Annotated in this window: 28 protein-coding genes and 1 pseudogene; 15 read left to right on the forward strand and 14 right to left on the reverse strand. The window is 25.3% G+C overall.

The window, feature by feature from the left end; genetic code table 11:
• Positions 1 to 34: 34 nt before the first annotated feature.
• From GQV94_RS04130 to GQV94_RS04140, 3 genes are read right to left on the reverse strand one after another with little or no spacing between them, the layout of a single operon-like run.
• Positions 35 to 1,108 carry an epoxyqueuosine reductase QueH gene (locus tag GQV94_RS04130; RefSeq protein ID WP_200169785.1) on the reverse strand — a complete coding sequence of 358 codons (1,074 nt, stop codon included), beginning with the start codon at positions 1,106 to 1,108 and terminating at the stop codon, positions 35 to 37.
• Positions 1,102 to 1,566: a thioredoxin-dependent thiol peroxidase gene (gene bcp, locus GQV94_RS04135; RefSeq protein WP_200169837.1), complete on the reverse strand. Its 465-nt coding sequence runs from the start codon at positions 1,564 to 1,566 to the stop codon at positions 1,102 to 1,104. The genes GQV94_RS04130 and bcp overlap by 7 nt, the downstream gene beginning before the upstream one ends.
• On the reverse strand, positions 1,562 to 1,768 hold the full coding sequence (locus GQV94_RS04140; protein WP_200169786.1) for a tautomerase family protein: 207 nt from the start codon (positions 1,766 to 1,768) through the stop codon (positions 1,562 to 1,564). Before GQV94_RS04140 ends, bcp begins: the two co-directional genes overlap by 5 nt.
• Positions 1,769 to 1,908: 140 nt before the next feature.
• Between GQV94_RS04140 and GQV94_RS04145 the strand changes: the two genes are divergently transcribed.
• Genes GQV94_RS04145 through GQV94_RS04155 form a run of 3 tightly spaced genes read left to right on the forward strand, consistent with a single transcriptional unit; the run spans position 1,909 to position 4,021 of the window.
• Positions 1,909 to 2,973 (forward strand): prohibitin family protein, encoded by a 1,065-nt coding sequence (locus GQV94_RS04145; RefSeq protein WP_200169787.1) that lies wholly within the window; start codon positions 1,909 to 1,911, stop codon positions 2,971 to 2,973.
• 14 nt (positions 2,974 to 2,987) lie between these two features.
• Positions 2,988 to 3,512 (forward strand): DUF2393 family protein, encoded by a 525-nt coding sequence (locus GQV94_RS04150; protein ID WP_200169788.1) that lies wholly within the window; start codon positions 2,988 to 2,990, stop codon positions 3,510 to 3,512.
• Positions 3,512 to 4,021 carry a DUF2393 family protein gene (locus GQV94_RS04155; RefSeq protein ID WP_200169789.1) on the forward strand — a complete coding sequence of 170 codons (510 nt, stop codon included), beginning with the start codon at positions 3,512 to 3,514 and terminating at the stop codon, positions 4,019 to 4,021. The genes GQV94_RS04150 and GQV94_RS04155 overlap by 1 nt, the downstream gene beginning before the upstream one ends.
• A 33-nt stretch (positions 4,022 to 4,054) precedes the next feature.
• Here the strand turns inward: GQV94_RS04155 and GQV94_RS07905 are convergent.
• The 4 genes and pseudogenes from GQV94_RS07905 to GQV94_RS04175 all read right to left on the reverse strand — a co-directional run bounded on the left by GQV94_RS07905 (position 4,055) and on the right by GQV94_RS04175 (position 8,630).
• Positions 4,055 to 5,043: pseudogene (locus GQV94_RS07905) on the reverse strand (type I restriction endonuclease).
• Between the two features lie 154 nt (positions 5,044 to 5,197).
• Positions 5,198 to 6,169, reverse strand: coding sequence for an iron-sulfur cluster assembly scaffold protein (locus GQV94_RS04165; protein ID WP_200169790.1), 972 nt, complete (start codon positions 6,167 to 6,169; stop codon positions 5,198 to 5,200).
• Positions 6,170 to 6,180: 11 nt separating this feature from the next.
• Positions 6,181 to 7,362, reverse strand: coding sequence for a NifS family cysteine desulfurase (locus tag GQV94_RS04170; RefSeq protein ID WP_200169791.1), 1,182 nt, complete (start codon positions 7,360 to 7,362; stop codon positions 6,181 to 6,183).
• 113 nt (positions 7,363 to 7,475) lie between these two features.
• The gene (locus GQV94_RS04175) at positions 7,476 to 8,630 is read right to left on the reverse strand and encodes a hypothetical protein (RefSeq protein WP_200169792.1); all 1,155 of its coding nucleotides are present in this window, start codon (positions 8,628 to 8,630) and stop codon (positions 7,476 to 7,478) included.
• A 145-nt stretch (positions 8,631 to 8,775) separates the two neighbouring features.
• Between GQV94_RS04175 and rpmI the strand changes: the two genes are divergently transcribed.
• From rpmI to GQV94_RS04195, 4 genes are all read left to right on the forward strand, one after another.
• Positions 8,776 to 8,967 carry a 50S ribosomal protein L35 gene (rpmI, locus tag GQV94_RS04180; protein ID WP_002777995.1) on the forward strand — a complete coding sequence of 64 codons (192 nt, stop codon included), beginning with the start codon at positions 8,776 to 8,778 and terminating at the stop codon, positions 8,965 to 8,967.
• Between the two features lie 80 nt (positions 8,968 to 9,047).
• Entirely contained in the window at positions 9,048 to 9,404 is a 357-nt protein-coding gene (gene rplT, locus GQV94_RS04185) for a 50S ribosomal protein L20 (protein WP_200169793.1), read from the forward strand.
• A gap of 152 nt (positions 9,405 to 9,556) precedes the next feature.
• On the forward strand, positions 9,557 to 10,426 hold the full coding sequence (locus GQV94_RS04190; protein WP_200169794.1) for an HDOD domain-containing protein: 870 nt from the start codon (positions 9,557 to 9,559) through the stop codon (positions 10,424 to 10,426).
• 3 nt (positions 10,427 to 10,429) lie between these two features.
• Positions 10,430 to 10,909 carry a cysteine permease gene (locus tag GQV94_RS04195; RefSeq protein WP_200169795.1) on the forward strand — a complete coding sequence of 160 codons (480 nt, stop codon included), beginning with the start codon at positions 10,430 to 10,432 and terminating at the stop codon, positions 10,907 to 10,909.
• On the opposite strand, the gene GQV94_RS04200 is transcribed toward GQV94_RS04195, so the two are convergent.
• Entirely contained in the window at positions 10,906 to 11,052 is a 147-nt protein-coding gene (locus GQV94_RS04200; protein WP_200169796.1) for a highly acidic protein, read from the reverse strand. The genes GQV94_RS04195 and GQV94_RS04200 overlap by 4 nt on opposite strands.
• A gap of 92 nt (positions 11,053 to 11,144) precedes the next feature.
• Here GQV94_RS04200 and moaC point away from each other — a divergent pair, with 92 nt between their 5' ends.
• Genes moaC through GQV94_RS04225 form a run of 5 tightly spaced genes read left to right on the forward strand, consistent with a single transcriptional unit; the run spans position 11,145 to position 15,363 of the window.
• Positions 11,145 to 11,618 (forward strand): cyclic pyranopterin monophosphate synthase MoaC, encoded by a 474-nt coding sequence (gene moaC, locus GQV94_RS04205; RefSeq protein ID WP_200169797.1) that lies wholly within the window; start codon positions 11,145 to 11,147, stop codon positions 11,616 to 11,618.
• Positions 11,596 to 11,859: an HP0495 family protein gene (locus GQV94_RS04210; protein ID WP_200169798.1), complete on the forward strand. Its 264-nt coding sequence runs from the start codon at positions 11,596 to 11,598 to the stop codon at positions 11,857 to 11,859. The genes moaC and GQV94_RS04210 overlap by 23 nt, the downstream gene beginning before the upstream one ends.
• 15 nt (positions 11,860 to 11,874) lie before the next feature.
• Entirely contained in the window at positions 11,875 to 13,026 is a 1,152-nt protein-coding gene (locus GQV94_RS04215) for a hypothetical protein (RefSeq protein ID WP_200169799.1), read from the forward strand.
• Entirely contained in the window at positions 13,010 to 14,179 is a 1,170-nt protein-coding gene (locus tag GQV94_RS04220) for a DUF945 family protein (RefSeq protein WP_200169800.1), read from the forward strand. Before GQV94_RS04215 ends, GQV94_RS04220 begins: the two co-directional genes overlap by 17 nt.
• Positions 14,179 to 15,363, forward strand: a complete 1,185-nt coding sequence (locus tag GQV94_RS04225) for a replication-associated recombination protein A (protein WP_200169838.1) — start codon at positions 14,179 to 14,181, stop codon at positions 15,361 to 15,363. Before GQV94_RS04220 ends, GQV94_RS04225 begins: the two co-directional genes overlap by 1 nt.
• 526 nt (positions 15,364 to 15,889) lie before the next feature.
• Here the strand turns inward: GQV94_RS04225 and GQV94_RS04230 are convergent.
• Genes GQV94_RS04230 through purM form a run of 3 tightly spaced genes read right to left on the reverse strand, consistent with a single transcriptional unit; the run spans position 15,890 to position 17,851 of the window.
• Positions 15,890 to 16,750 carry a hypothetical protein gene (locus GQV94_RS04230; RefSeq protein WP_200169801.1) on the reverse strand — a complete coding sequence of 287 codons (861 nt, stop codon included), beginning with the start codon at positions 16,748 to 16,750 and terminating at the stop codon, positions 15,890 to 15,892.
• Positions 16,728 to 16,865, reverse strand: coding sequence for a hypothetical protein (locus tag GQV94_RS04235; RefSeq protein ID WP_200169802.1), 138 nt, complete (start codon positions 16,863 to 16,865; stop codon positions 16,728 to 16,730). Before GQV94_RS04235 ends, GQV94_RS04230 begins: the two co-directional genes overlap by 23 nt.
• Positions 16,862 to 17,851, reverse strand: coding sequence for a phosphoribosylformylglycinamidine cyclo-ligase (gene purM, locus GQV94_RS04240; RefSeq protein ID WP_200169803.1), 990 nt, complete (start codon positions 17,849 to 17,851; stop codon positions 16,862 to 16,864). The genes GQV94_RS04235 and purM overlap by 4 nt, the downstream gene beginning before the upstream one ends.
• A 60-nt stretch (positions 17,852 to 17,911) precedes the next feature.
• Here purM and coaE point away from each other — a divergent pair, with 60 nt between their 5' ends.
• The 3 genes from coaE to GQV94_RS04255 are packed head-to-tail and all read left to right on the forward strand — an operon-like array spanning position 17,912 to position 19,971.
• Positions 17,912 to 18,529, forward strand: a complete 618-nt coding sequence (gene coaE, locus GQV94_RS04245; protein ID WP_200169804.1) for a dephospho-CoA kinase — start codon at positions 17,912 to 17,914, stop codon at positions 18,527 to 18,529.
• On the forward strand, positions 18,516 to 19,265 hold the full coding sequence (dapF, locus tag GQV94_RS04250) for a diaminopimelate epimerase (RefSeq protein ID WP_200169805.1): 750 nt from the start codon (positions 18,516 to 18,518) through the stop codon (positions 19,263 to 19,265). The genes coaE and dapF overlap by 14 nt, the downstream gene beginning before the upstream one ends.
• Entirely contained in the window at positions 19,240 to 19,971 is a 732-nt protein-coding gene (locus tag GQV94_RS04255) for a glucosaminidase domain-containing protein (RefSeq protein ID WP_306464879.1), read from the forward strand. Before dapF ends, GQV94_RS04255 begins: the two co-directional genes overlap by 26 nt.
• On the opposite strand, the gene GQV94_RS04260 is transcribed toward GQV94_RS04255, so the two are convergent.
• The 3 genes from GQV94_RS04260 to rpsT are packed head-to-tail and all read right to left on the reverse strand — an operon-like array spanning position 19,939 to position 22,311.
• Positions 19,939 to 20,967 carry an ATP-binding protein gene (locus GQV94_RS04260; protein ID WP_200169806.1) on the reverse strand — a complete coding sequence of 343 codons (1,029 nt, stop codon included), beginning with the start codon at positions 20,965 to 20,967 and terminating at the stop codon, positions 19,939 to 19,941. The two genes, GQV94_RS04255 and GQV94_RS04260, sit on opposite strands and share 33 nt — an antisense overlap.
• Before the next feature lie 6 nt (positions 20,968 to 20,973).
• Entirely contained in the window at positions 20,974 to 22,041 is a 1,068-nt protein-coding gene (gene prfA, locus GQV94_RS04265) for a peptide chain release factor 1 (RefSeq protein WP_200169807.1), read from the reverse strand.
• A gap of 6 nt (positions 22,042 to 22,047) precedes the next feature.
• Positions 22,048 to 22,311 (reverse strand): 30S ribosomal protein S20, encoded by a 264-nt coding sequence (gene rpsT / locus GQV94_RS04270; RefSeq protein ID WP_200169808.1) that lies wholly within the window; start codon positions 22,309 to 22,311, stop codon positions 22,048 to 22,050.
• Between the last annotated feature and the right edge of the window lie 13 nt (positions 22,312 to 22,324).

Raw genomic sequence — 22,324 nt, forward strand, 5'->3', positions numbered from 1 at the left:
AAATGCTAATAAAAGCATAAAAATTTAAACGATATTAAATAAAAACAATTTTTTCTCTTGTATCAAAATAAATTTCACTTTGAGCTAAAATTTCATAACGTCCTTTAATAATTTTATCTAAAATAATAATAGGAGAAAGATTATAAGCACCTAATAATTTTTGACGCAAAGAAATTTCTTGTTTAATTTTTAATGGTTTTTTTAAAAAATCATTAAAATTTGCAAATCTATTTTTTAATAAAGCATTAAAATAATCAAAATCCCAAAAATTTATCTCATCTTTAAAACTCATATAAACTTGTTCATAATCTTTATCTAAACTAAATTTAATATAAGGATTTTTAAAATGAGAATAAAATAAAATATAACTTCTAACTACTTTTTTATCAATTTTTATTAAAGCTTTTAAAAGTCTATAATTTAGAAATTTTTCTCTTAAAATTTTAAAAGCAATTTTTTGTTTTTCTAATCTAGAAATTTTTTTATATAGTAAAATTCTCTCTTCTATACTAGAAGGAAGAATTTGCTTAGTAACTGGACTCATTAATTCATCAATAAAATTTTTATTTTCCTTTTGCTTTTTAAGCCCATAAATACAGCCACAATAATTTTGATGATAAAGCATATCTTTTTTTGCTAGTGCAAATTGTCTTTGTGTGCCCCCATTTTTTCTAAAATCAGGAGCTATAAATTCAATACCATAAGAAGTGCATTGTTTATTCAAAGCTTCCTCAAGTTGCTTTAAATCTTTTTTAGGACTTGTAAGAAGTGTCGTTGTTAGTTTTGTTTCACCAAGTTTTTTCGCAAATTGAGCACTTTTAAAAATTCTCAAATCAAAACAAATTGAACATCTTAATCCTTTTTCTGGTTCATTTTCATAACCACGCACTGCATTAAGCCAAGTTATATAATCATAATCACCTTTGTAAAGTTTTATTTTGAGTTTATCACAGCTTCTTTTTACATCCAAATATCTTAATTCATACTCGCTATAAGGATGGATATTTGGATCATAAAAAAAAGCTATTAGTTTTTCATTAGGATAATATTTTTTTAATTCTTGTAAAAAAAAATGAGAATCAACACTACAACAAATATGAACTAACATAAACAAAGTTCTTCAAAAACTTTTTGCGCGTGATTTTTAGCTTTAACATTTTTATAAATTTTAATAATTTTTCCTTTTTCATCTATCACAAAAGTTGATCTTATAATACCTTCATATTCTTTTCCATAATTTTTTTTAAGTCCCCAAGCTCCATACATTTTTGAAACTTCTTTTTCGCTATCACTTAATAAAATATGTTTTAAATTATATTTTTGTATAAAATTGGTATGAGATTTAACACTATCTGGACTTACTCCTATAATCACTGCATTTTTTTCACTAAATTTTTCATAATCTCCACTAAAATCACAAGCTTCTATTGTACAACCTGGGGTATTATCTTTTGGATAAAAATATAAAATTACTTTTTTTCCTATAAAATCTTTTAAAGAAATTTTAATTCCATCTTGATTTAATAATTCAAAAGTAGGTGCAATATCTCCTATTTTTAACTCAATCATTTTCTTCCTTTTTAATTTGTTCTACACTTTTTCCACCAAAAGCAATATCATAATTTTCAATATCTTCTAAAACAACAACTATTCTTTCTTTATTTTTATTATATTTAGTACTTAAAAGTTCTGTTATATCAGAAATCAAATTTGATTTCTGCTCTTTACTTAGTGCAGGTTTTGCAAGCTTTATAGTAACTAAAGGCATAAAAAACTCCTTAAAAAATTTTAAATACTCAATTTCATAAATTCTAATTTCATTAGTATATTTTTGATAAAATTATAAAATCATTAAAAAAACTAAAAATTAATGATTTTATAATTTTAGATATTCAAGAAAGGAAAAAAATGCCGGCTGATTTAAATGATTATTTCAATAAAAAAAATCAGAACAATAAACAAAACTTAAATTTTAAAACCCCAGATTTTAATTTTAAAGGTTTTGGAAAATTTTCACCTATAATTTATACTATTTTAGCAATTATATTATTAATCGTTATTGCAAAACCTTTTGCTATAGTAAATTCTGGTGAAATGGGGATTAAATCAACAACTGGTAAATACAATCCTAACCCTTTAGAGCCAGGACTTCACTTTTTCTTACCCTTTGTACAAAAAATCACTATTATTGATACTAGAGTAAGACAAATTAATTATGCTTCCATAGAGGGAACTAATGAAAATTTAAATTTAGGCTCTGGTGTTATCAATAAAAATAGTATTTCTGTTTTGGATTCAAGAGGACTTCCAGTTTCAATAGATGTAACCGTTCAATATCGCTTAAACCCTTTACAAGTTCCCCAAACTATTGCTACTTGGAGTTTAAATTGGGAAAATAAAATTATCGATCCTGTTGTGCGTGATGTAGTAAGAAGTGTAGTAGGTAAATACACAGCAGAAGAATTACCTACTAATCGTAATGCTATAGCTACGCAAATTGAAGAGGGTATTAGAAAAACTATAGAAGCACAACCAAACGAACCGGTAGAACTTCGTGCTGTTCAATTAAGAGAAATCATACTTCCTTCTAAAGTCAAAGAACAAATTGAACGCGTTCAAATTGCTAAACAAGAAGCTGAAAGAACAAAATATGAAGTAGAAAGAGCCAATCAAGAGGCTTTAAAAAAAGCAGCTTTAGCTGAAGGTGAGGCTAATGCAACCATTATTAGTGCTAAAGGTAAGGCAATGGCTGTTAAGATTGAAGCAGATGCTCAAGCATATTCAAATAAAGAAATTGCTAATAGTTTAAACAATCCTTTATTAACACTTAAGCAAATAGAAACTCAAAAAGAATTTAATGAAGCTTTAAAAATTAATAAAGATGCTAAAATTTTCTTAACTCCTGGTGGTGCGGTCCCAAATATTTGGGTTGATACAAAAGATGCTAAAAAACAAAGCTCTATTAACAATTAAATACTAAAAGAAAAATGCAAAATTTAAGAGAAAATTTACTATTTTATATCAACCACTTTTATTTGGTTGATTATATGTTAATTTTACTTATCTTTTTTCTCTTTATTTGCGTATTGCTTTTATGTTTTTTTTTAAGACATAGGCCAATTACTGCTTTAATTATTATTGCTTTTAATATTGTTGTTTGTTTTTTTCTTTATATATATGGCTATAGATTTATAGATTTTGAAGTAAGGAATCGCAAAACAAATATTATTCAAGAATTAAAAATTCAAAGCTCAAATTCTCTAGTTATTGATTTTGATATCAGTAATAATGCTAAAACTAATTTTAAAATTTGCAAAATTACGGCTAAAATTTATAGAATTGGTGATAAAAATAATCTAATACTTTATTATAAAAACCAATTTATACCTTATAGAATAAAAAGTATGGAGATTAAAGATCTGAAAAAAAATACAACCCAAACTCAAAGAATAACTTTTGAGAATTTTATTGACGAAAACCATACTATAAAATTAGATTCAAAGTGTTTTTAATGCATTTTACTATTTTTCATTTATTGGCTTTTATTATTTTATTTTTATGCTTTATACTTATTTGTATTATCATTTTTTTGAAAGTCAAACAAAAAGAAAATGCGTTATTATTTTATACTATAAATACTATTTTTAGTTCTCTTTTAATTTATTCAACCTTCCTTACAATTAATCAATTTACCATCAAAGCAAGTATTGAAAAACTAAGTTATACAAGAGATTTAAGGAATGAAAATTTAATTATCAAAGGAATAGTTAAAAATTTAACCAAATTTGATATAAGAAAATGCTATCTTTATCTTAGTATGGCCGATAGAAAAGAAGCAAATAAAGATATCTTTTATGAAGAAAATCTTAAAAAAGCAAAAATGAAAAGTGATTCAGTATCACATATTATAGAAATTATTGATAAGTTACCAGGAAATACCTATAAAGAATTCTCAGCAACTATTCCTTTTCCTCCGAGTTTTTCTAATCCAGAAATCTATAATACCTTAAAATGTATCTAAGTTTTATAAAATTTAAAACTTAGATTTTTTGATTTATTTTCTACTCTCATAAGCTTTGATAATTTCATCTTTTAGATTATAAATATCTTCTAATTTTTCAATATTTTTCACACTTCCATCAGGAAAACTGACACTTTTTTTTTAGTTGTATTAAAATACAATCTACATATCCATTTCGTAACCTTGTCTTGATATAAAATTCCAAAATAACTCAAAGTATCTTTATAATTTATTTCATCAAGATTTGCATTAATTTGCGCAAGTATTGGTTTTACTATATAAAAACCTTGTAATTCTTCTTCAGTAGTTACTATATCTTTACTCTCATCAATTTGCTCTTCATCTTCATCATCATTGATGCTTTGTAAATTATTTTTAATATTCGTAATTTTCTCATATGCTAAATCATTAATAATTTCTTTAAAAGATTTTTTTATATAATTTCTAAATTCATCTAAAACAGCACTAGTCATTCTTCTTTCTGTCATTTGTTTAGCAAAAAAACTTGTAAATTCATCGCTTGGATTTTCTATTTCATTTTTAAATATTTCTTGCATACCTCTATAATGCTTTTTTTCATAACAATACTTAAAATTTCGTCCAAATTTAAATCTGTGCAAGTAAAGCGTTTTAAATCTTTAATATCCATAGGTTTTAATTTTTCAAGATTTACTACTAAAAAAGGATTTTATCCATTAAATTAGTTTGATCCATATCAGTAAAAAATCTATACTCAATTCCATTAGTAAGAATAGCAAATTTTATACTAGGACTAGCATTAAAATATCTTACAAGCTGATTATTATGATTATCTAGATTTTCAGTATGATTTTTAGCTTCGATCAGTATAAAAGGTTTTGAATCTTTAAAAATTACATAATCAACCTTTTCGCCTTTTTTAGTTCCTATATCTGCAGTGTATTCTAGCACTACAACACTAGGGTTAAAAACATCACAACCTAAAACTTTTAAAAAGGCATTATAAAAGTCATCTTAGTAGCTTCTTCGGTATTAAGAAGTATTTTGCGTTCAGTATTATTTCAATTTTAGATTGGATCTATTTTTATAGATTTTTTATTATATTTCAATTAAAAATTAATTCATTAAATGCTTAATCTTTTATTAAAATATAATTTCAAGTTTTAATAAAAATTAAAGCTTATATTTAAGCTTTAATCAAACAGGTAAAACACGTATATTTGGACTTAATTCTTCTTGTAAAATATTTTCTATAGCATAAAGTGTTGATCCACTGCCACTAGAACATCCGCTACAAGCACCAAGATAGCGTATATATACATCAATAGTTCCATTTTCTGATTTTTGTATATCAATTACTTCTAAATCTCCACCATCGCCATGTAGCATAGGACGAATTTCACTATCTAAAACAGTTTCTACGGCTTTTAATTGTTTTACTACAGTCATATCATTAAAAGCAATATCATCTTTTAAATTTCCTTGAAGTCTTTCTTTTTCCATTTCAGCTCTAGTTTGTGCTAAGATATCAACCAGATAATACTCCCTGCTCTCGTGCCCACCTGGTTTTACACAAGATTTACAAAATGCCCCTGCTTTTGTAAATTGAGTGATCTCCTCAACAGAATGCAAATCATTAAGTTTAATCACTTCTTTAATTGTTCCAAGACTTACTCTAGCACATTCACAAACTATAATTTGATCTTCAAAATCTTCTGGATTTACTCCTTTGTATTTAGCTGCTGCTTGTTTAATAACATCATAAGCCATTACAGAACAATGCATTTTTTGCGGAGGAACAGCTGGAGTTTCTGGATTATCACGCATTGCAAATTCAACGTCTAAATTTGTAATTTTAACAGCTTCATCAACTTTTTTTCCTATACAAAGCTCAGCCATAGTATCACTGCTTGCAATAGCTGTTCCACAACCAAAACTTTTAAATTTAGCATCTATGATGGTATCTGTTTTTTCATCAACAAGCCAATAAAGCCTTACAGCATCACCACAACTTTCTGCTCCAAAATCTGCAACTATCAATTTTGCATTGCGCGCTTTAGCATCTTCTTCACTAAATTCACCCATAAATTTTGGATTGTTCATTCTATCTTGAACTTTTTGAGAATATTCTTCCCAAATAGATCCACCAATTAAGCTATTTTTTCCCATAATATTTCCTTTTATTTATAATTATTTGGATTATAAGCATATGTAGAAGAAATTGCTCTTAATCTTTGTGTTGCACTTTCAATTTGTTTTGCAACATAATCAATCTCTTCTTCTGTATTAAAACGTGATAAAGAAAGTCTTAAAGCTGTGTGAGCTAGATCATTTTCTGCCCCTATAGCTTCCATTATAGGATTGCTTTCTAATGCTTCGCTTGCACAAGCTGATCCTGTACTAGCTGCAATGCCATTTTTATTAAGATCCCAAAGCATTGCCTCCCCTTCAACTCCTTTAATACTTGCTAAAATTGTATTTGGAACTCTGTGCTCTCTTTTTCCAACTACAGAAGTATCTTTAATAGCTAAAATTTTATCTTCTAATCTATCTCTTAAACGTCTAATATGAGAATTTTCAAAATCTAGCATCATATTTGCAATACGCAAAGCTTCAGCCATAGCAACGATAAAAGCCACATTCAATGTTCCACTTCTACGTCCCCCCATATGTTCACCCCCGTGCAATAAAGGAGTTAATTTTAAACCTTTTTTAATAAAAAGTCCTCCAACTCCTTTAGGACCATGGAATTTATGAGCTGAAAATGAAGCAAAGTCAACATTCATTTCTCTTAAATTTACTTTAATTTTTCCTACAGCTTGAGTAGCATCAGTATGAAATAAAGCTCCATATTGATGAGTAAGCTCTGCCATTTCTTTAATAGGAAAAATCATACCTGTTTCATTATTTGCCCACATAACACTTACTAATGCTGTTTTATCACTAATAACATTTTTTAAATCTTCAAGAGTAGAAATTCCCTCATCATTTACTGGAAGCTCTATTACTTTTACTCCTAAAGATTTTAAAAACATAGCAGCACCTATAACTGCTGGATGCTCTACGCCTGAAATAATTACTTCATTACGATCTTTATGCAAAATATAATCAAAATATACACTTTTTAAAACCCAATTAATGCTTTCTGTCGCACAAGAAGTTATAACTATATCATCTAAATCGCTTGCATTTAATCCTGCATAAAGTTTATCCATAGCTTCTCTTAAAGCCGGATGAGTTTGAGAACCCCACTGGTGAAGACTATTAGGATTGCCGTACATATCTTTAAAAAAAGGTAACATAAGCTCATAAGCGCTAGGATCAAGCATAGTAGTTGCATTATTATCTAAATATACTTTCATTTCATTCCTCTAAAATAATTAGGATATTTTTTATCTTATTAATCTTTTAAACTGATAATAGCACAATTTTATAAAATTTAAACTAAATTTTATAAAATTGCTATTCAATAATGTTAAGACATTGCATTAATGTAAGAATATAAAACTTTATTTAAATTTGCTTGTCTTTCCCTGTGTTTTAAAAAATAATTAAAGCTTTGAGTTTTTTCTTGATTAATTAAAGATAAATTTTCATTATTGTTTTGATTTTGATATTCTTGTTTTAAAGTATTAAATTCTTCAATTAAAGAATCTGTATAAATTTTAAAAATGGAGCTAGAATTTGCAAATTCTCTTAAATCCATATCTTTTTGATAGTTTATATATTGCTGAAAAAATACAGAAAGTTTTTCTTTAGAAATTGTATTTTTATCTACACCATTTACATAAAGATAAAGATCAAAACTCATTTTTTTTTCATTATTTTCCTTAATATAATCTTCAATAGACCCATCTCCTTCTAAAATTTTATATAAATTTCTATGGGAATTAAAATCAAGATTTATAGGCTTCATAAAAAAATTTAATTGTTCTTCATTTTTATTTTTTATATCTTGATAAATAAAATTAGCTAAAAGACCGGATTTTGAAACTTCTGAATTTTTATTTAAATATGGTTTAATAATTTCATTAGATGAAGTATTATTGATTGCTTTATCAAAATGAAAATTAATAATTTTATTATCAAGCATTAAGGTGTTTAAATTTTTATTCTTATCTAAAGCTGAATTTAACATCTCTTGATTTTCGTATACACGATTAACTTGTCCTAATAAATTTCCATTATCAGTTGAAAATCCTTGCATAAGTTTAGAAATTTCATCACGACTTAAATTATCATTATTATTTTCTTTAAATTCTGGATTTAAAGCTTTTAAAGAACTATAATAACTATTAAGTATATAGGGTAAATCTATTTGATTATAATTTAAATTTTCATCTTGCTTAACCATTTCTTTGGCTATACTTCTTACACTTTTAATATGAATTTGATAAGATTGTGGAATATGAGAAATTTTATTTAAATCTTCACTAAAAAAACCTTGCTCATTTATCCTAAAACCAAATTCACTTGGATAAGTTGTTTGGGTAAATTTATAATCAAAAGATGAATTTAAATCATTATTTAAATTAGTAATCTGTTCTTCACTATTTAAATTTAATAATGCACTTTTTTCATAATGAGTTAAAGCCAAATTTTGATATGGATTAGCTAAACCTATTAACATAAAAATCTCTTTTCAAAAATATTACTTAGGTTTTATAAGCAAAAGTTGTGCCAAAAAATAATTACTAAAAAGTTTAAATTCAGCGTAAAAAAAGCAAAATTTCATTAGTATTTCAAACACTATTCTTAAATTTTAAAGGAAAAATATGCCAAAAATGAAAAGCGTTAAAAGCGCAGTTAAACGCTTTAAAGTAGGTAAAAATAAAATCAAAAGAGGCTCTGCTTTTAGAAGTCATATTTTGACAAAAAAACCTGCAAAAAGAATGCGTGATCTTAGAACAGCTAAATACGTTCATAGCACAAATGTTAAAGCTGTTGAAAAGATGTTAGGAATTTAAGTTTTTGACAAAAGTCATTTAAGCTCCCCTAAATAGGGAAAGATCCATTTTGGACGCCAATTTGTAAAAAAGGAATAAATATGGCAAGAGTAAAAACAGGTATAGTAAGACGCCGCAGACATAAGAAAATTTTAAAACTAGCAAGAGGCTTTTATAGTGGTCGCCATAAACATTTTAGAAAAGCAAAAGAACAACTAGAAAGAAGTTTAGTTTATGCATATCGTGATAGACGTCGTAAAAAAAGAGATTTTCGTCGTTTATGGATTATACGCATCAATGCTGCTTGTAGATTAAATAATATTAGCTATTCTAAATTTATCAATGGTCTTAAAAAAGCAAATATAGAGCTTGATAGAAAAATTTTAGCTAATTTAGCCATGAATGATGCTAATGCTTTTGCAAAAATTGTTCAAAACGTTAAAGAACATTTAAAATAATTTTTTAAGAGTCAATTTAATTGACTCTAACTTCTTTTTTAATACTTCTAACTTTACTCAAAAAAATAAATTCATTATTAATCAAATAGTAAATTAAAATTTAGATATAATAAAGACTTAGTGTTCATTTAACCATAATAAAAGGAATAAAAATGCAATCAAGCAATGAAGACATAAATGAAATTTTACTTAAAAGCGTAGAAACTCTTCCTCCTTTGCCTGATACAATTATAAAACTTAATGATTATATAGAAAAATCAGGTGCTAATATAGAGACAAACAAAGTTGCTGAAATCATTTCTAATGATCCTTTGATAACAGCTAAACTTTTAAAGCTTGCTAATTCTCCTTATTATGGTTTCTCAAGAGAAATTACAACTATTAATCAAGTGATTACTTTATTAGGTATTGCAAATATTAAAAACCTTATCACTGCTGATTCTATTAAGGATAATTTTAAAGTTGATCTTACTCCCTATGGTTTAGATACTTCAGTTTTTTTAAATACTTGTAGAGAAGAAATACTTTTTATTTCAAATTGGCTTAATGAAGAAGATAAACAACTTTCTTATCTACTTGCTCCGTGCGCCTTGCTTTTAAGACTAGGTATGATTGTATTTGCTAATTTTTTAATGCAAAATAACAAGGATAAAGAATTTTTAGAATATCTTAAAAAAACAGGATTTGATGATGTAAAAGAGGCTGAAAATAAATATTTAGGAGTTGATCATATATCATTTTTAGGTTTTTTACTGCATCGTTGGAATTTTGATGAAAGTTTAGTTGAAACTATTTGCTTTATACATACTCCACATTCTGCTTCTGAAAAAATTAAAAAATCATCTTATGCTTTATCGGTTATTGATCATCTTTTTACCCCGTATAATGGTGGCTCTTCTTTTAATGTCAAAACTGCTATAGCACTTCTTGAAGAAGCAAATTTACAAGGAATTTCTTTTGATATACATAATTTTTTATCGAAATTACCTCCTAAAGTAAAAGAAAATTTAAATAAAAATTAAAAGATGATGAAAACTATCATCTTACCACCAAATGAATTTTTAGATGATTATATCTTAAATGCCGAATTTCATAAACTTGCAAATATATCAAAAAATGCTTATAAATTTTGGAAAAATATTAGCATTGCTAAATATCAAGGAACAAGAACGATTTTTTTGCATAAAAATTGCATTTTAAAAAAATATAAACATATTATAAAACAATGCAGTAATTTAAATGGATTTGTTCTTGCAAGCTCTTTTTGTTCTTTTACAACTTTAGCTCCTTCTCATTTAGTTAAAAAAAATAATTCTTCTATTTATAAAATTTTAGATATTAAAGAGATTTATGGAGTTAAATTTGTAAATTTAAAAGCATTTTATGATTTTTTGGGACTGGACTATCATCAATTTATCTATATAGAAAAATGCCATTTCTTTAGTCCAGCCCCTTTTGAAAAACGCATTAAAATTACTGATAGCATGTGCGTTGGATATTATTAATCCATTTCATAAAAGTCATCTTTATCCTCATCACTATACTCATAATCATCTTCATCATAATTATAGTTTTTTGGATAATCTTTATATTCTTGCTCTTCTTCTAATTCATCATAATCTACATATTCTTCATCATCGTAAGTCATATTTTCCTCCTTATAAATAATTATATAAAACTTATTTTAGCTTAAATTTTTAATCATTTTGTTATAATTTAATATTTTTATTAAGGTATATTATGAAAATCACCCATCTAGATCAAAACAATCAACCTCAAATGGTTGATGTAAGTGCAAAAGATATCACACAAAGAATTGCTACAGCAAGTGGAATTATTTTTATGAGTAAAGAAGCTTTTAATGCTATAAAACAAAATACAGCTAAAAAAGGGCCTGTTTTACAAACTGCCGTTATAGCAGCAATTATGGGTGCTAAAAAAACAAGCGAACTTATACCAATGTGTCATCCTTTAATGCTTAGTCAAATTCAAACAAATATAATAGAAAATGAAAAAGAATACTCTTTTAAATTATTAGTAAGCATTAAATGCGAAGGAAAAACAGGAGTTGAAATGGAAGCACTTACAGCAGTAAGTATAGGTTTGCTTACTATTTATGATATGGTTAAGGCTATTGATAAAACTATGCGTATTGATAATATTATTTTAGAACATAAACAAGGGGGTAAAAGTGGAGAATATAATAGATCTTAATCAAGAACCTATCATAAATTATCCTACTTATTGGGATTATAAGGTTATTTTTTATGCAGAAACAAAAGCAGAAGAAATTTTTACAGATATTTTAAAGCAAAGAGATTTTAAATTTAAACACACAAACTCAAGTAAAAATGGAAAATATCAAAGTTATTTGCTTTCTGTTTATGTAGATAGCAAAAAAGATCGTCTAAATATTTTTGAAAAATTAAAAAATAAAGCTCAATTTGTTTTATAGAAAGAAAATTTGATTATGAAAAATACTATAATTATTTTTGAAAATTCACTTTTAAATTCCCCTAAAGAAAATGTTAAAAATTTAATCGAAAAATTAGTCTTTAATCTAGTCAAAGAACAAGTAGAAAAAAATAAAAATAATTCTCAGGAAATTCTTAATCAACTTTTGATCGAATTTTTAAATTCACTTAAAAAAATTGATTTATTAAACGATGAAAATGCAACCTTGCTCATAAGAACTCTCATTAAAGCAAGTATTTACGAAGAAGAAAATACTCTTTATAGCTATATCGATAAAATGGCTATTTTTAAGAGAAAAGCTGAAAATCAAAAAAATATATTAAAAAATCAAATTATTAATAATGTTTTAGAATTTGAAAAAACTTTACTGCACTCATCTTATAAAGATAAGCTACTAAGTAATATCAACGATGCAATTTTATTTGATATTGAAATGCTAGGTATTTTAAAAGAAACTGCCGAAAGTGCTTTTTTAACAACACTTGAAAAAGGAGAAGATGTTGAATTAACAAGTAGTGAAATTGCTAAAAATCTTGTATATAATGCTATTTGTGAAACAAATTTTGAAAAGGAAAGAATGCTTAAAATTTCAAGTATAGTGCTAAATACTGCCTTTGAAATAGCAAATGAATCAATAGTTTATGCTAAAGACTTATGCTTAGGAAGCATCAAAGGAACTCAAGAAGGTATTACTTTAAGTATAGAAAAATTTAAAAATTCTTTTGCCTATAAAAATTTTCAAGAAGAGATTTATATAAAAAGTAAAGAATTGATACATATAGAAGATGATTTTATTGAACTTTTAAAAATAGAGAGTAAAAAACAAAATAATCCTTCTAAAAAAATTGTTGAAAATTTATTAGAAAATGAGCTAGATAATTTATTTGCAAAACTTAAACGTTTTGCTTCAGAAAGCAGAGAACAACTTATTTTTAATCTTAATGAACTTAAAAAAAATCCAAAAATTAATGATTTTAATAAATTCGCCCAAAGAAAATTCTATGAATTTAAACAAGAAATTTTAGAACTTGAAAAAAATAACGAAAAATTCAATGATTTAAATTCTAAAAAAGCAAAAAAACTAGGTATAAGACTTTGGGAAAAAGCAAAAAAAATAATTAGGAAAAGAAATGAAAAAAATTATTAGCATTTTTATAATACTTATCATAGCATACTTTACGCATATTTTTTATGTAGGTAAAATGAATCAAAAAATTTTTAATCTTATTACTCAAAATACAGAGTTTTATAAAATTGAAAATATCAATTTTGATCAAGGTTTTTTTAAGTCTCATATAACTTATGATATGATTTTTACTAATTTAAATAAAAATTTAAAAACTAAAATTGAATTAAATATGTATAATAATTTTTTTACTTCTAAAAATTTGGAAGGAAATTTTAGTAATCCCTTTTTAAATTCAAATGAAACTCTTGGGAAATTCGATGCAAAATTGACACTCAATGATACAAATTTTAATATTTATTTTAATGATGTGAATTTAAGCCATAAAGAAGAAGATTTTATTTTCAAAGGTCTTAAGGCAAATATTTTATTTGATAAGCAAACAAAAATTAAAAATGCTAGTTTAGATATTGAACAAATTATTATAGATTCATTTTATGAGCACATTCAAGCAAATAAAATAAGTTTTAATAATTATTTAAATTCTGCACTTAGTATTGATGAATTTTTAAATACTTTTTATGAAAGTGAGCAAGAAATTAGAATTTCTGATCTTGATATAGATAAAATTAATTTTAAAAATATTGTTTCTAAAATAGACACCAATTTAAATAATAATAAAACTTTAAATTTTAATATACTTTTAAATATTGATAATATTTCTAATGAAATTACACCAGATTCTAAAGAAGAAATTAAAGATCTTAAATTAAATTTATCTTTAAATCAAATATCAAAAGAAACTTTAGAAAATTTAAATAAAGAACTCAATCAAGGAATAAAACCAAATCTAGAATTTTATTTAACAGAATTCTTAGCATTCAATCCTAGTTTAAACATACAAGAATTTAGTTTTTCAAAAAATAAAAAAGAAATTAAAATGAATGCAAATATTCAAGCTTTCAATAGAGATTATCAAGCCAAGGCTACAATTATAAGTGATGAGATAATTTCAAAACTATTTCCTAGCACTATTTTTATGGGTGGATTTGATGAGTATTTTATACAAAAAGATGGAAAATATGTGATGGATCTTAGTATAAGTGATACGAAAAATGATTCTCATATAAAAATTAATGGAAATGATTTAAATTTAGGAATTTCTTTAGATTGATTAATTTAAGTTTAAAATTTCGTCCTAAAAATCTAAATGAAATTTTAGGACAATATGAACTTGTAGAAATTTTTAAAAAATTCATTGCTATGCAAAAACTCCCTCATAGTATATTCTTTGGTCCAGCAGGTTGTGGAAAAACAAGTTTTGCAAGAGTAATAGCTAAAGAATTTGGACTTGATTTTTATGAATTTGATGGTGGTAATTTTAAACTCGAAGAACTTAGAAAAATACTAGAAAATTATAAAAATAGTCTTTATAAACCCTTTATTTTTATAGATGAAATACATCGTCTTAATAGAACCCAACAAGAAATGCTTTTAATTCCCATGGAAAATTATCGTTGTATTGTAATAGGAGCAAGCACAGAAAATCCTTATTTTGTATTAAGCGAAGGCATTAGAAGCCGCTCTATGCTTTTTGAGTTTAAAAGTTTAAAAACTAAAGATCTTGACTTCTTATTTTCAAAAGTTCAAAATGAATTAAAATTTAGCATTGATGAAGATGCAAAAGAATTTTTACTTAAAAGTTCAGATACAAGAGCAATGTTAAATTGGCTTGAATTTGCACTTGTTTTAGATGAAAAACATATCAGCTTAATTAATCTTAAAAAACTTAAAAATAATACTTGTAACGAAGGAGTAAATTCAAAAGATACACATTTTATTTTAATTAGTGCTTTAATTAAAAGCTTAAGAGGAAGCGATGTAGATGCTAGTCTTTATTATTTAGCTAGATTAATACAAAGTGGAGAAAATGCTGATTTTATTGCTAGACGTCTTGTAATATTTGCTAGTGAAGATATAGGCAATGCTGATCCTAATGCTTTAAATTTAGCAATTTCAACTTTACAAGCAGTTAAACATATAGGTTATCCAGAAGCTAGAATTATTTTATCGCAATGTGTAGTATATTTAGCAAGTGCCATAAAATCAAATTCAAGTTATAAAGCTATAAATCAGGCTTTAGCTTATGTAAAAAATAATCAAGCTCTAGAAATTCCAAGTTTTCTAAATAATAATCATCCAGATAAAAAAAATTATCTTTATCCTCACGATTTTGGAGGATGGGTTGAGCAAAAATATCTTAGCAAAGATTTAAAATTCTATGAAAGCAAAGGTAATGGTGAAGAAGCAAGGCTTTTAGAAAATTTAAAAAAAATGAAAAATAATCAATCAAATTAATATATTTATCTAGTATTTATAAATTCATAGCTGTATCAAAAACTAAATATATAAATTATTCTCTAAAATAAAAATTTATAAAATATAGCTTTTATTTTAGAAATTAATATTTTCAAAATAAGTTTAAGATTTTATTATTAATAAAACTTATAATTTTGTAAATTTATGGCTAATTTATAATTGAAATATTATTTCATCAGCTTCTTAAGTATTATCAATTAAAAAAATATTTTTTTATGTCTTTTAAGATGTATCGTATTTTTAATTTCGTAAATTCTAATATAAACTATTTTGGCAATTTTATAAGCTTTTTTAGTGTTTTTATAGAATTAATCTAGAAAATGTTTCTACAATAAACCATTTTAATAAATAAAATCTTTTACAATTTAAAAACATTCGTATCAATATTAATTGCATAACTTTAAAAGTATTTAATCATAAATCTTTTTTAACCCTTATTTAAAATACACATTCAAATTTATCTCGTTCCTAAAATTAATAATATTTAATAAATTTATAAAAATTATTAATTTAAATTTTTTATCTGTAAAAAAGCTTTTTGGCTAAAAGTATTAAATACTTTTCTATAATTTTTTTGCCAGCCTTTATCTACTACTAAGCTATCATATTTTCCTTTGTAACTTCCACCACTAAATCTAAAAGCGGCTAATTTACTTATAAAAACCAAGCTCGGAATTTGTAAAATATCACATAAATGAACATTACCTGTATCCACGCTAATAAAAAAATCAATTTTTTTAGAAATACTTACTAAAGAGGCTATATTGTCATTATTAACAAATATTTTTAAGTTAGATTCTTTAATATTAATTTGTATAGGATTTATATCAAAATTTAAAAGTATAAATAAAAAATTTCTATGATTTTTAGCTAAATTTCGAGCAAGATTTAACCAATCTTTGATAAAGAAATTTACACCTCTATACTCACTATTATTAGAAAAAGGATTAATAGCTATAATTTTTTCATATTTTAAATTTTTTAAAAAATTTTTACTTAAACTATCATCATTGGGTAAAAAATCTTTTACTTTTGAAAAATCAATCTTTAAAATATTTTTATCATAGTGTTTAGTATTTATAGCTCTAACAAGTTTTAAGGCAATTTTGCTCATATGTTTTTTACTTCTAAAATAAGGAAATGGAGTTGTAAAATAACTTGAAATAAGAGAAATAAAATGTGGATTTACTATACATTTTTTAAGTTTAAGTTTTTTTAATTCTTTAAAAAAAGAACTTGATCTTTGAATACTTATAAAAATATCAGGATTTAATAATGATAAATCTTGAAAAAAATTACTAGAATGTAATACCTCATCAATAAAACTTAGTTTTTTTAAAAATTTAGTTATCCCCTCCCCATTCATTGCAATAAAGTACAATAAGCTTATCTTTAGGGTAAAGTTCTTTTATAGCATAAAGAGCTTTAAAACACACAAGGGTATCGCCAAAACCGCTACAATGAAACACAATTTTTCTCATTCTAAAACAACCCCTTCGTTAATCACCACCTCTCCTATAATAAAAGCATCTGAATTTTCTAATACTTTACTTACATTTTTAGGTTCTACAATCATTATTAAACCAGTACCCATATTAAAACTCCTATACATCTCATCTTCTTCTACAATTTCTCCAATAGTATAAAAAATTTCAGGAGTTTTTAAATAATGTTTTTTAACTACAGCACCTATACCTCTTGGTAATACACGTGGTAAATTTTCAACAATTCCTCCACCCGTTATATGTGCTAAAGCATTTATAAAAGGTTTTAATTTTAAATAATCTTTTACATAAATACGCGTAGGTTCTAATAATATATCAATTAGTTTTTTACCATCGATCTTATCATCAAAATTCATTTTTAATTCTTCAAATAACACCTTTCTTGCTAAAGAGTATCCATTAGAATGAAGTCCTGAACTAGGTAAAGCCAGTAATATATCTCCATTTTTAACAAACTTAACTCTATCTAGCTCATCTTCTTCAGCTATACCTACAGCAAAACCAGCTAGGTCAAAATCGTTTTTTGCATACATTCCAGGCATTTCAGCTGTCTCTCCGCCTATTAAAGCACAATTTGCTTCTTTACATCCTTTAGCAATACTTGCTATAACAGCTTTTGCAACTTCAATTTCAAGTTTTGCACTTGCATAATAATCTAAAAAAAATAAAGGTGTTGCAAAATTACAAATTAAATCATTTACGCACATAGCTACCAGATCTTGGCCTATAAAATCATATTTTTTACTTTCTATGGCAAGGCGTAGTTTTGTTCCAACTCCATCTGTAGCTCCTAAAATTACAGGTTTTTTAAAACCACTTGGAATTCTAAAAGCTCCAGAAAAAGATCCAATATCCCCTATTACATTATCATTAAAAGTCTCTTTTACTATAGGCTTAATTGCTTTTACAAAAGCATTTCCCTTATCTATACTTACGCCTGCATCTTCGTATGAAATTTTCATTTATTTTCCTTTAAGAATGAAAAAGATATTTTAACGAAATAAAATTTAATAAGGTATAAGATGAAAAATGCTTTTTTTGTAACTGCTTCTATAGCTTGTGGAAAAAGTTCTTTTATAAAAATAGCTAATTCTATGGGATTTAAAAGCATAAGTGCAGATAAAATTGCTCATCAAATTTTAGATAATTTTTCAAAAGAGTTAGTAGAAATTTTTATTCCATTTAATACAGATAAACTAAGCTTAATAGAAAATAATAAAATAAACAGAAAAAATCTTGCAAAAATAGTTTTTTCGAATTTACAAGCAAAAAAAACCTTAGAAAATTTTACTCATCCTAAAATAAGAACAAAAATTTTAGAACAAATGCAAATTTTAGAATGCGAAAATAAACCTTTTTTTATAGAAGTTCCACTTTTTTTTGAAAGCAAAGCTTATAAAAATTTAGGCAAGGTAATTTTAATTTACGCTCCTAAAGAATTAAGTTTAAAAAGACTTATGCAAAGAGATAATTTAAGCAAAGAAGAAGCTTTAAAAAGAATTGAAGCTTTAATGGATATTGAAAAAAAAGTTTCTTTAGCAGATTTTGTGATTACCAATGAAAGCTCTTATGAAATTTTTCAAGAAAAAAGTATAAAATTTATTGAAAAACTTTCTAAGGAAGCAAATGAAATTTTATAAATACTATGCTAGTGGAAATGATTTTATAATATTTAATGCTGATAAAAAAGGAGATAAAAGTGCTCTTGCTAAAATCCTTTGCAATCGCTATGAAGGCATAGGCGCAGATGGAATGATAGCTATATTAAAGCACAATGAATTTGATTTTGAATGGGAATTTTATAACAATGATGGTAGCAAAGCTAATATGTGCGGTAATGGAGCCAGAGCCGCGGCACATTTTGCACATCATTTTAATAAAAAAAATGAAAATATTAGTTTTTTAACAGGCGCTGGTCTTATAAGAGCACAAATAAAAAATGATCTTGTTAATATAAATTTAGGAAAAATAAAATATATAAAAGAACCTTTTATATATGAAGATGAATTTTGGCAAGAATGCAATAGCGGTGTACCACATTTAGTGCATTTTTGCAATGATATTAACCAATTTGATATTCAAAAAGCTAAATTTTTAAGAGATAAATATAATGCTAATGTAAATTATGTACAAATTATCGATAAAACAACTATGAAAGTGCGCACTTTCGAACGTGGCGTTGAAAATGAAACTTTAGCTTGTGGAACAGGAATGGGTGCTTGTTTTTATTTAGCTTTTTTAAATTCTTTAGTATATGATGAAATAAAAATAATACCCAAAAGTAATGAAGAATTAATTTTTCAGTTTAAAGATAATGAAATATTTTTTCAAGGTAAAGTGAGGTGCTGTTTTGAAGCTAATTATTATTTTATTTAGTTTTATTTTTCTTTATGGATTTGATAATTTTGAAAAAAATTATTATGAATTAGATCCTGAAAAACAAAGAGAAATATTTTTTAATAAAATGAATGAAATGTTTGACCATTCATTTGAAAATATATTAAAAGAAAGAGAATTTGTCCAAAATTTTATCAAAGAAGGGGCTAAAACAGGTTTTAGAAACCTTGATATAAATGGCTTAAAAAAACTTATAGAACTTAAAAATAAATATCGCATAAGCAATTTATTTAATTTAGATGAATATGAAAAAAAAATCAATCTTATTCCAAAATCTATGGGTATAGCACAAGCTTTAGTTGAAAGTGCAACCGCTACTAGTCGTTTTGCAAGAGAAGCAAATAATTTATTTGGAGAATGGACTTGGGGAGAAAAAGGTTTAATTCCCAACGAAAGACAAGAAGGAAAAAAACACAAAATAAGAATTTTTGATTCTTTGCAAGAAAGTGTTGATTCTTATATTCTTAATTTAAATCGTCATTTTGCTTACGAGGATTTTAGATCATTAAGACAAAGTTGTTTTATTCAGGGTAAAAATATTACAGGACTTAAAGCTGTTGAAAACTTGCACTCTTATTCAGAAAACAAAAATACTTATATAGGCATTATTAAAAAAATTATAGAAAAATATGAGCTTGAAAAATATGATAATTTAAAAACTCAAAGCCCACTTATCAAAAGGTAAAATTTCAAATTTAACCCCTTGCTCAAAAAAATTCTCTTCATTAGAAAGAGTGATAAAAAATATATGAAAAATATCAAATTCCAATGCTTTGGGTAATATTTTTTTAGCTTTAAGTTTTAATAAATCTATATCTAAAGTAGGACTTGCTATAAAAGCTATTTTGGATTCTTTTAAATAAAAAGTGAAAAATTTATTAAAATAAATATCTTCTTTAAATTTAAATAATTCATTTAAAATAAGGTTTTCAAAAAGCTTCTTAAAATCTTTTTCTATACAAAAAGCATTTTTAAAAGCAAAATCTTGAAAATAAATTTTTTTTAAAGCCTTGCTATCGTGCATTACATTATAAATAATATATTCATTTTCTAATTTTTTAATACTTTTATATACGCTATCTTTTGAAGTTTTAATCTTATTTTTTAAATTTTGAAAAAGTTTTGTAATACTAATTTGATTTCCAAGATTATAAGCAAGATATTTTAAAATTTCAAGCTCTAAAATTGTAAAATTATCTCTTAACATTTGATTGTTAAAATTAGATCTTCCATAATTTAAAAAAAGTCCTAAAGAATGATTAGAAGTTATATTTTTACCTATACTAAGAAATTCTTCAAAATCAAAATAATCAAGCTCCAATTCATCAAAACCCTCAAATTTTAAATCTTTTTTATTTGCACTTAAAATAATTGATATATTTATATCCTTTAAAGATATATTATGCTCTAGATTATACAAACAAAGAATTTTAATTTTTGTATTTTTTTGTAAAAAAGAAGGTAAATTTTTTAAACTTTCTTCCTCAAATCTCAAATCTTTTAGATCTAAAAATAAAATTTCTTCACTTTTAAACTGAGAGAGATAATTAAAAATTAAGGTTTTCTTGCCACAATATTTTGGTCCTTTAATAAGAGTACGCGTAGAAGTTATTTTTATTTTTCTTTCATAATTTAATTCAAATTTATGAGGATTTTCATAAAAAAAATTTAAAACCCTCATAAATACTTAAAGATTTTGTTCTTGTAAAGATAAAGATTGATAGTGTGCAATTAAAGGTTCTATTATCTCATCAAAAAGACCATCTTGCATAATTGCATCTAAACGATAAAGTGTTAAATTGATGCGATGATCACTAATTCTATTTTGTGGAAAATTATAAGTTCTTATACGCTCACTTCTATCTCCACTTCCTACTTGAGATTTTCTTGCTTCACTCTCTTTAGCTAAACGCTTATTTTCTTGCACTTCATAAAGTCTAGCTTTTAAAACTTTCATTGCACTTTCTTTGTTTTTATGCTGACTTTTTCCATCTTGATTTACTACAACAATTCCACTTGGAATATGAGTTATACGCACAGCACTATCAGTTGTATTAACACTTTGGCCTCCATGACCACTTGAACGCATTACATCAATTTTTAAATCATTAGGATTAATTTCAATTTCTATATCATCAACCTCAGGCATAACAGCAACCGTAATTGCTGAAGTATGGACTCTACCTTGTGACTCAGTTTGAGGAACTCTTTGAACGCGATGGGTTCCGCCTTCGTATTTCAATCTTGAATAAGCTCCTTCGCCTTTTACAAGCATTATAATTTCTTTAAATCCCCCTACACTTCCTTCACTTGAACTTACAATTTCAAGTTTATAACCACGAATTTCAGCATATCTTGCATAAGCCTTAACTAAATCTCCTACAAATAAAGAAGCTTCATCTCCACCTGTTCCAGCACGAATTTCTAAAAAAATATTTCTTTCATCATTAGGATCTTTAGGTAAAAGTAAAATTTTTATCTCTTCTTCTAATTTTGGTCTTAAATCTTCTAAATTTTTAAGCTCTTCTTTAGCGAGCTCAGCTAAATCTACATCACTTAATAGATTCTTATTTTCTTCAATATTTTGTAAAATTCTAAAATATTCTTTAATTTTAGCTACAATGGGTTCTAAATTTTTTTGTTCTTTAGAAAGGAGAGTCATTTTACTAATATCTTTTAAAATATTAGTATCGCTTAGAAGAGAATTGAGTTCTTCATAGCGTTTTAAAAAAGGTTCTAATTTTTCAGCTAGCATTAAAATCTATGCAATTTTATTCACCAAAAGTGCTAAGCGACTTACACGACGTGAAGCAGTTTGTTTCTTTAAAAAACCACGACTTACCATAGCATGTATGCTTTTATTTGCTATCTTTAAAGCTTCATTTGCAGCATTTTTATCATTATTCTCAACAGCTACCCTAACAGCTTTAGTGATATTTTTAAGTCTTGTACGGTAAAATCTATTTCTTTCTGTTTTTTTAATTGTTTGTCTTGCTCTTTTTTCAGCTGATTTATGGTTTGCCATAAGCTTTTCTTCC

It is taken from the genome of Campylobacter sp. TTU_617 (assembly GCF_016599045.1).
Classification (GTDB): Bacteria; Campylobacterota; Campylobacteria; order Campylobacterales; family Campylobacteraceae; genus Campylobacter_D.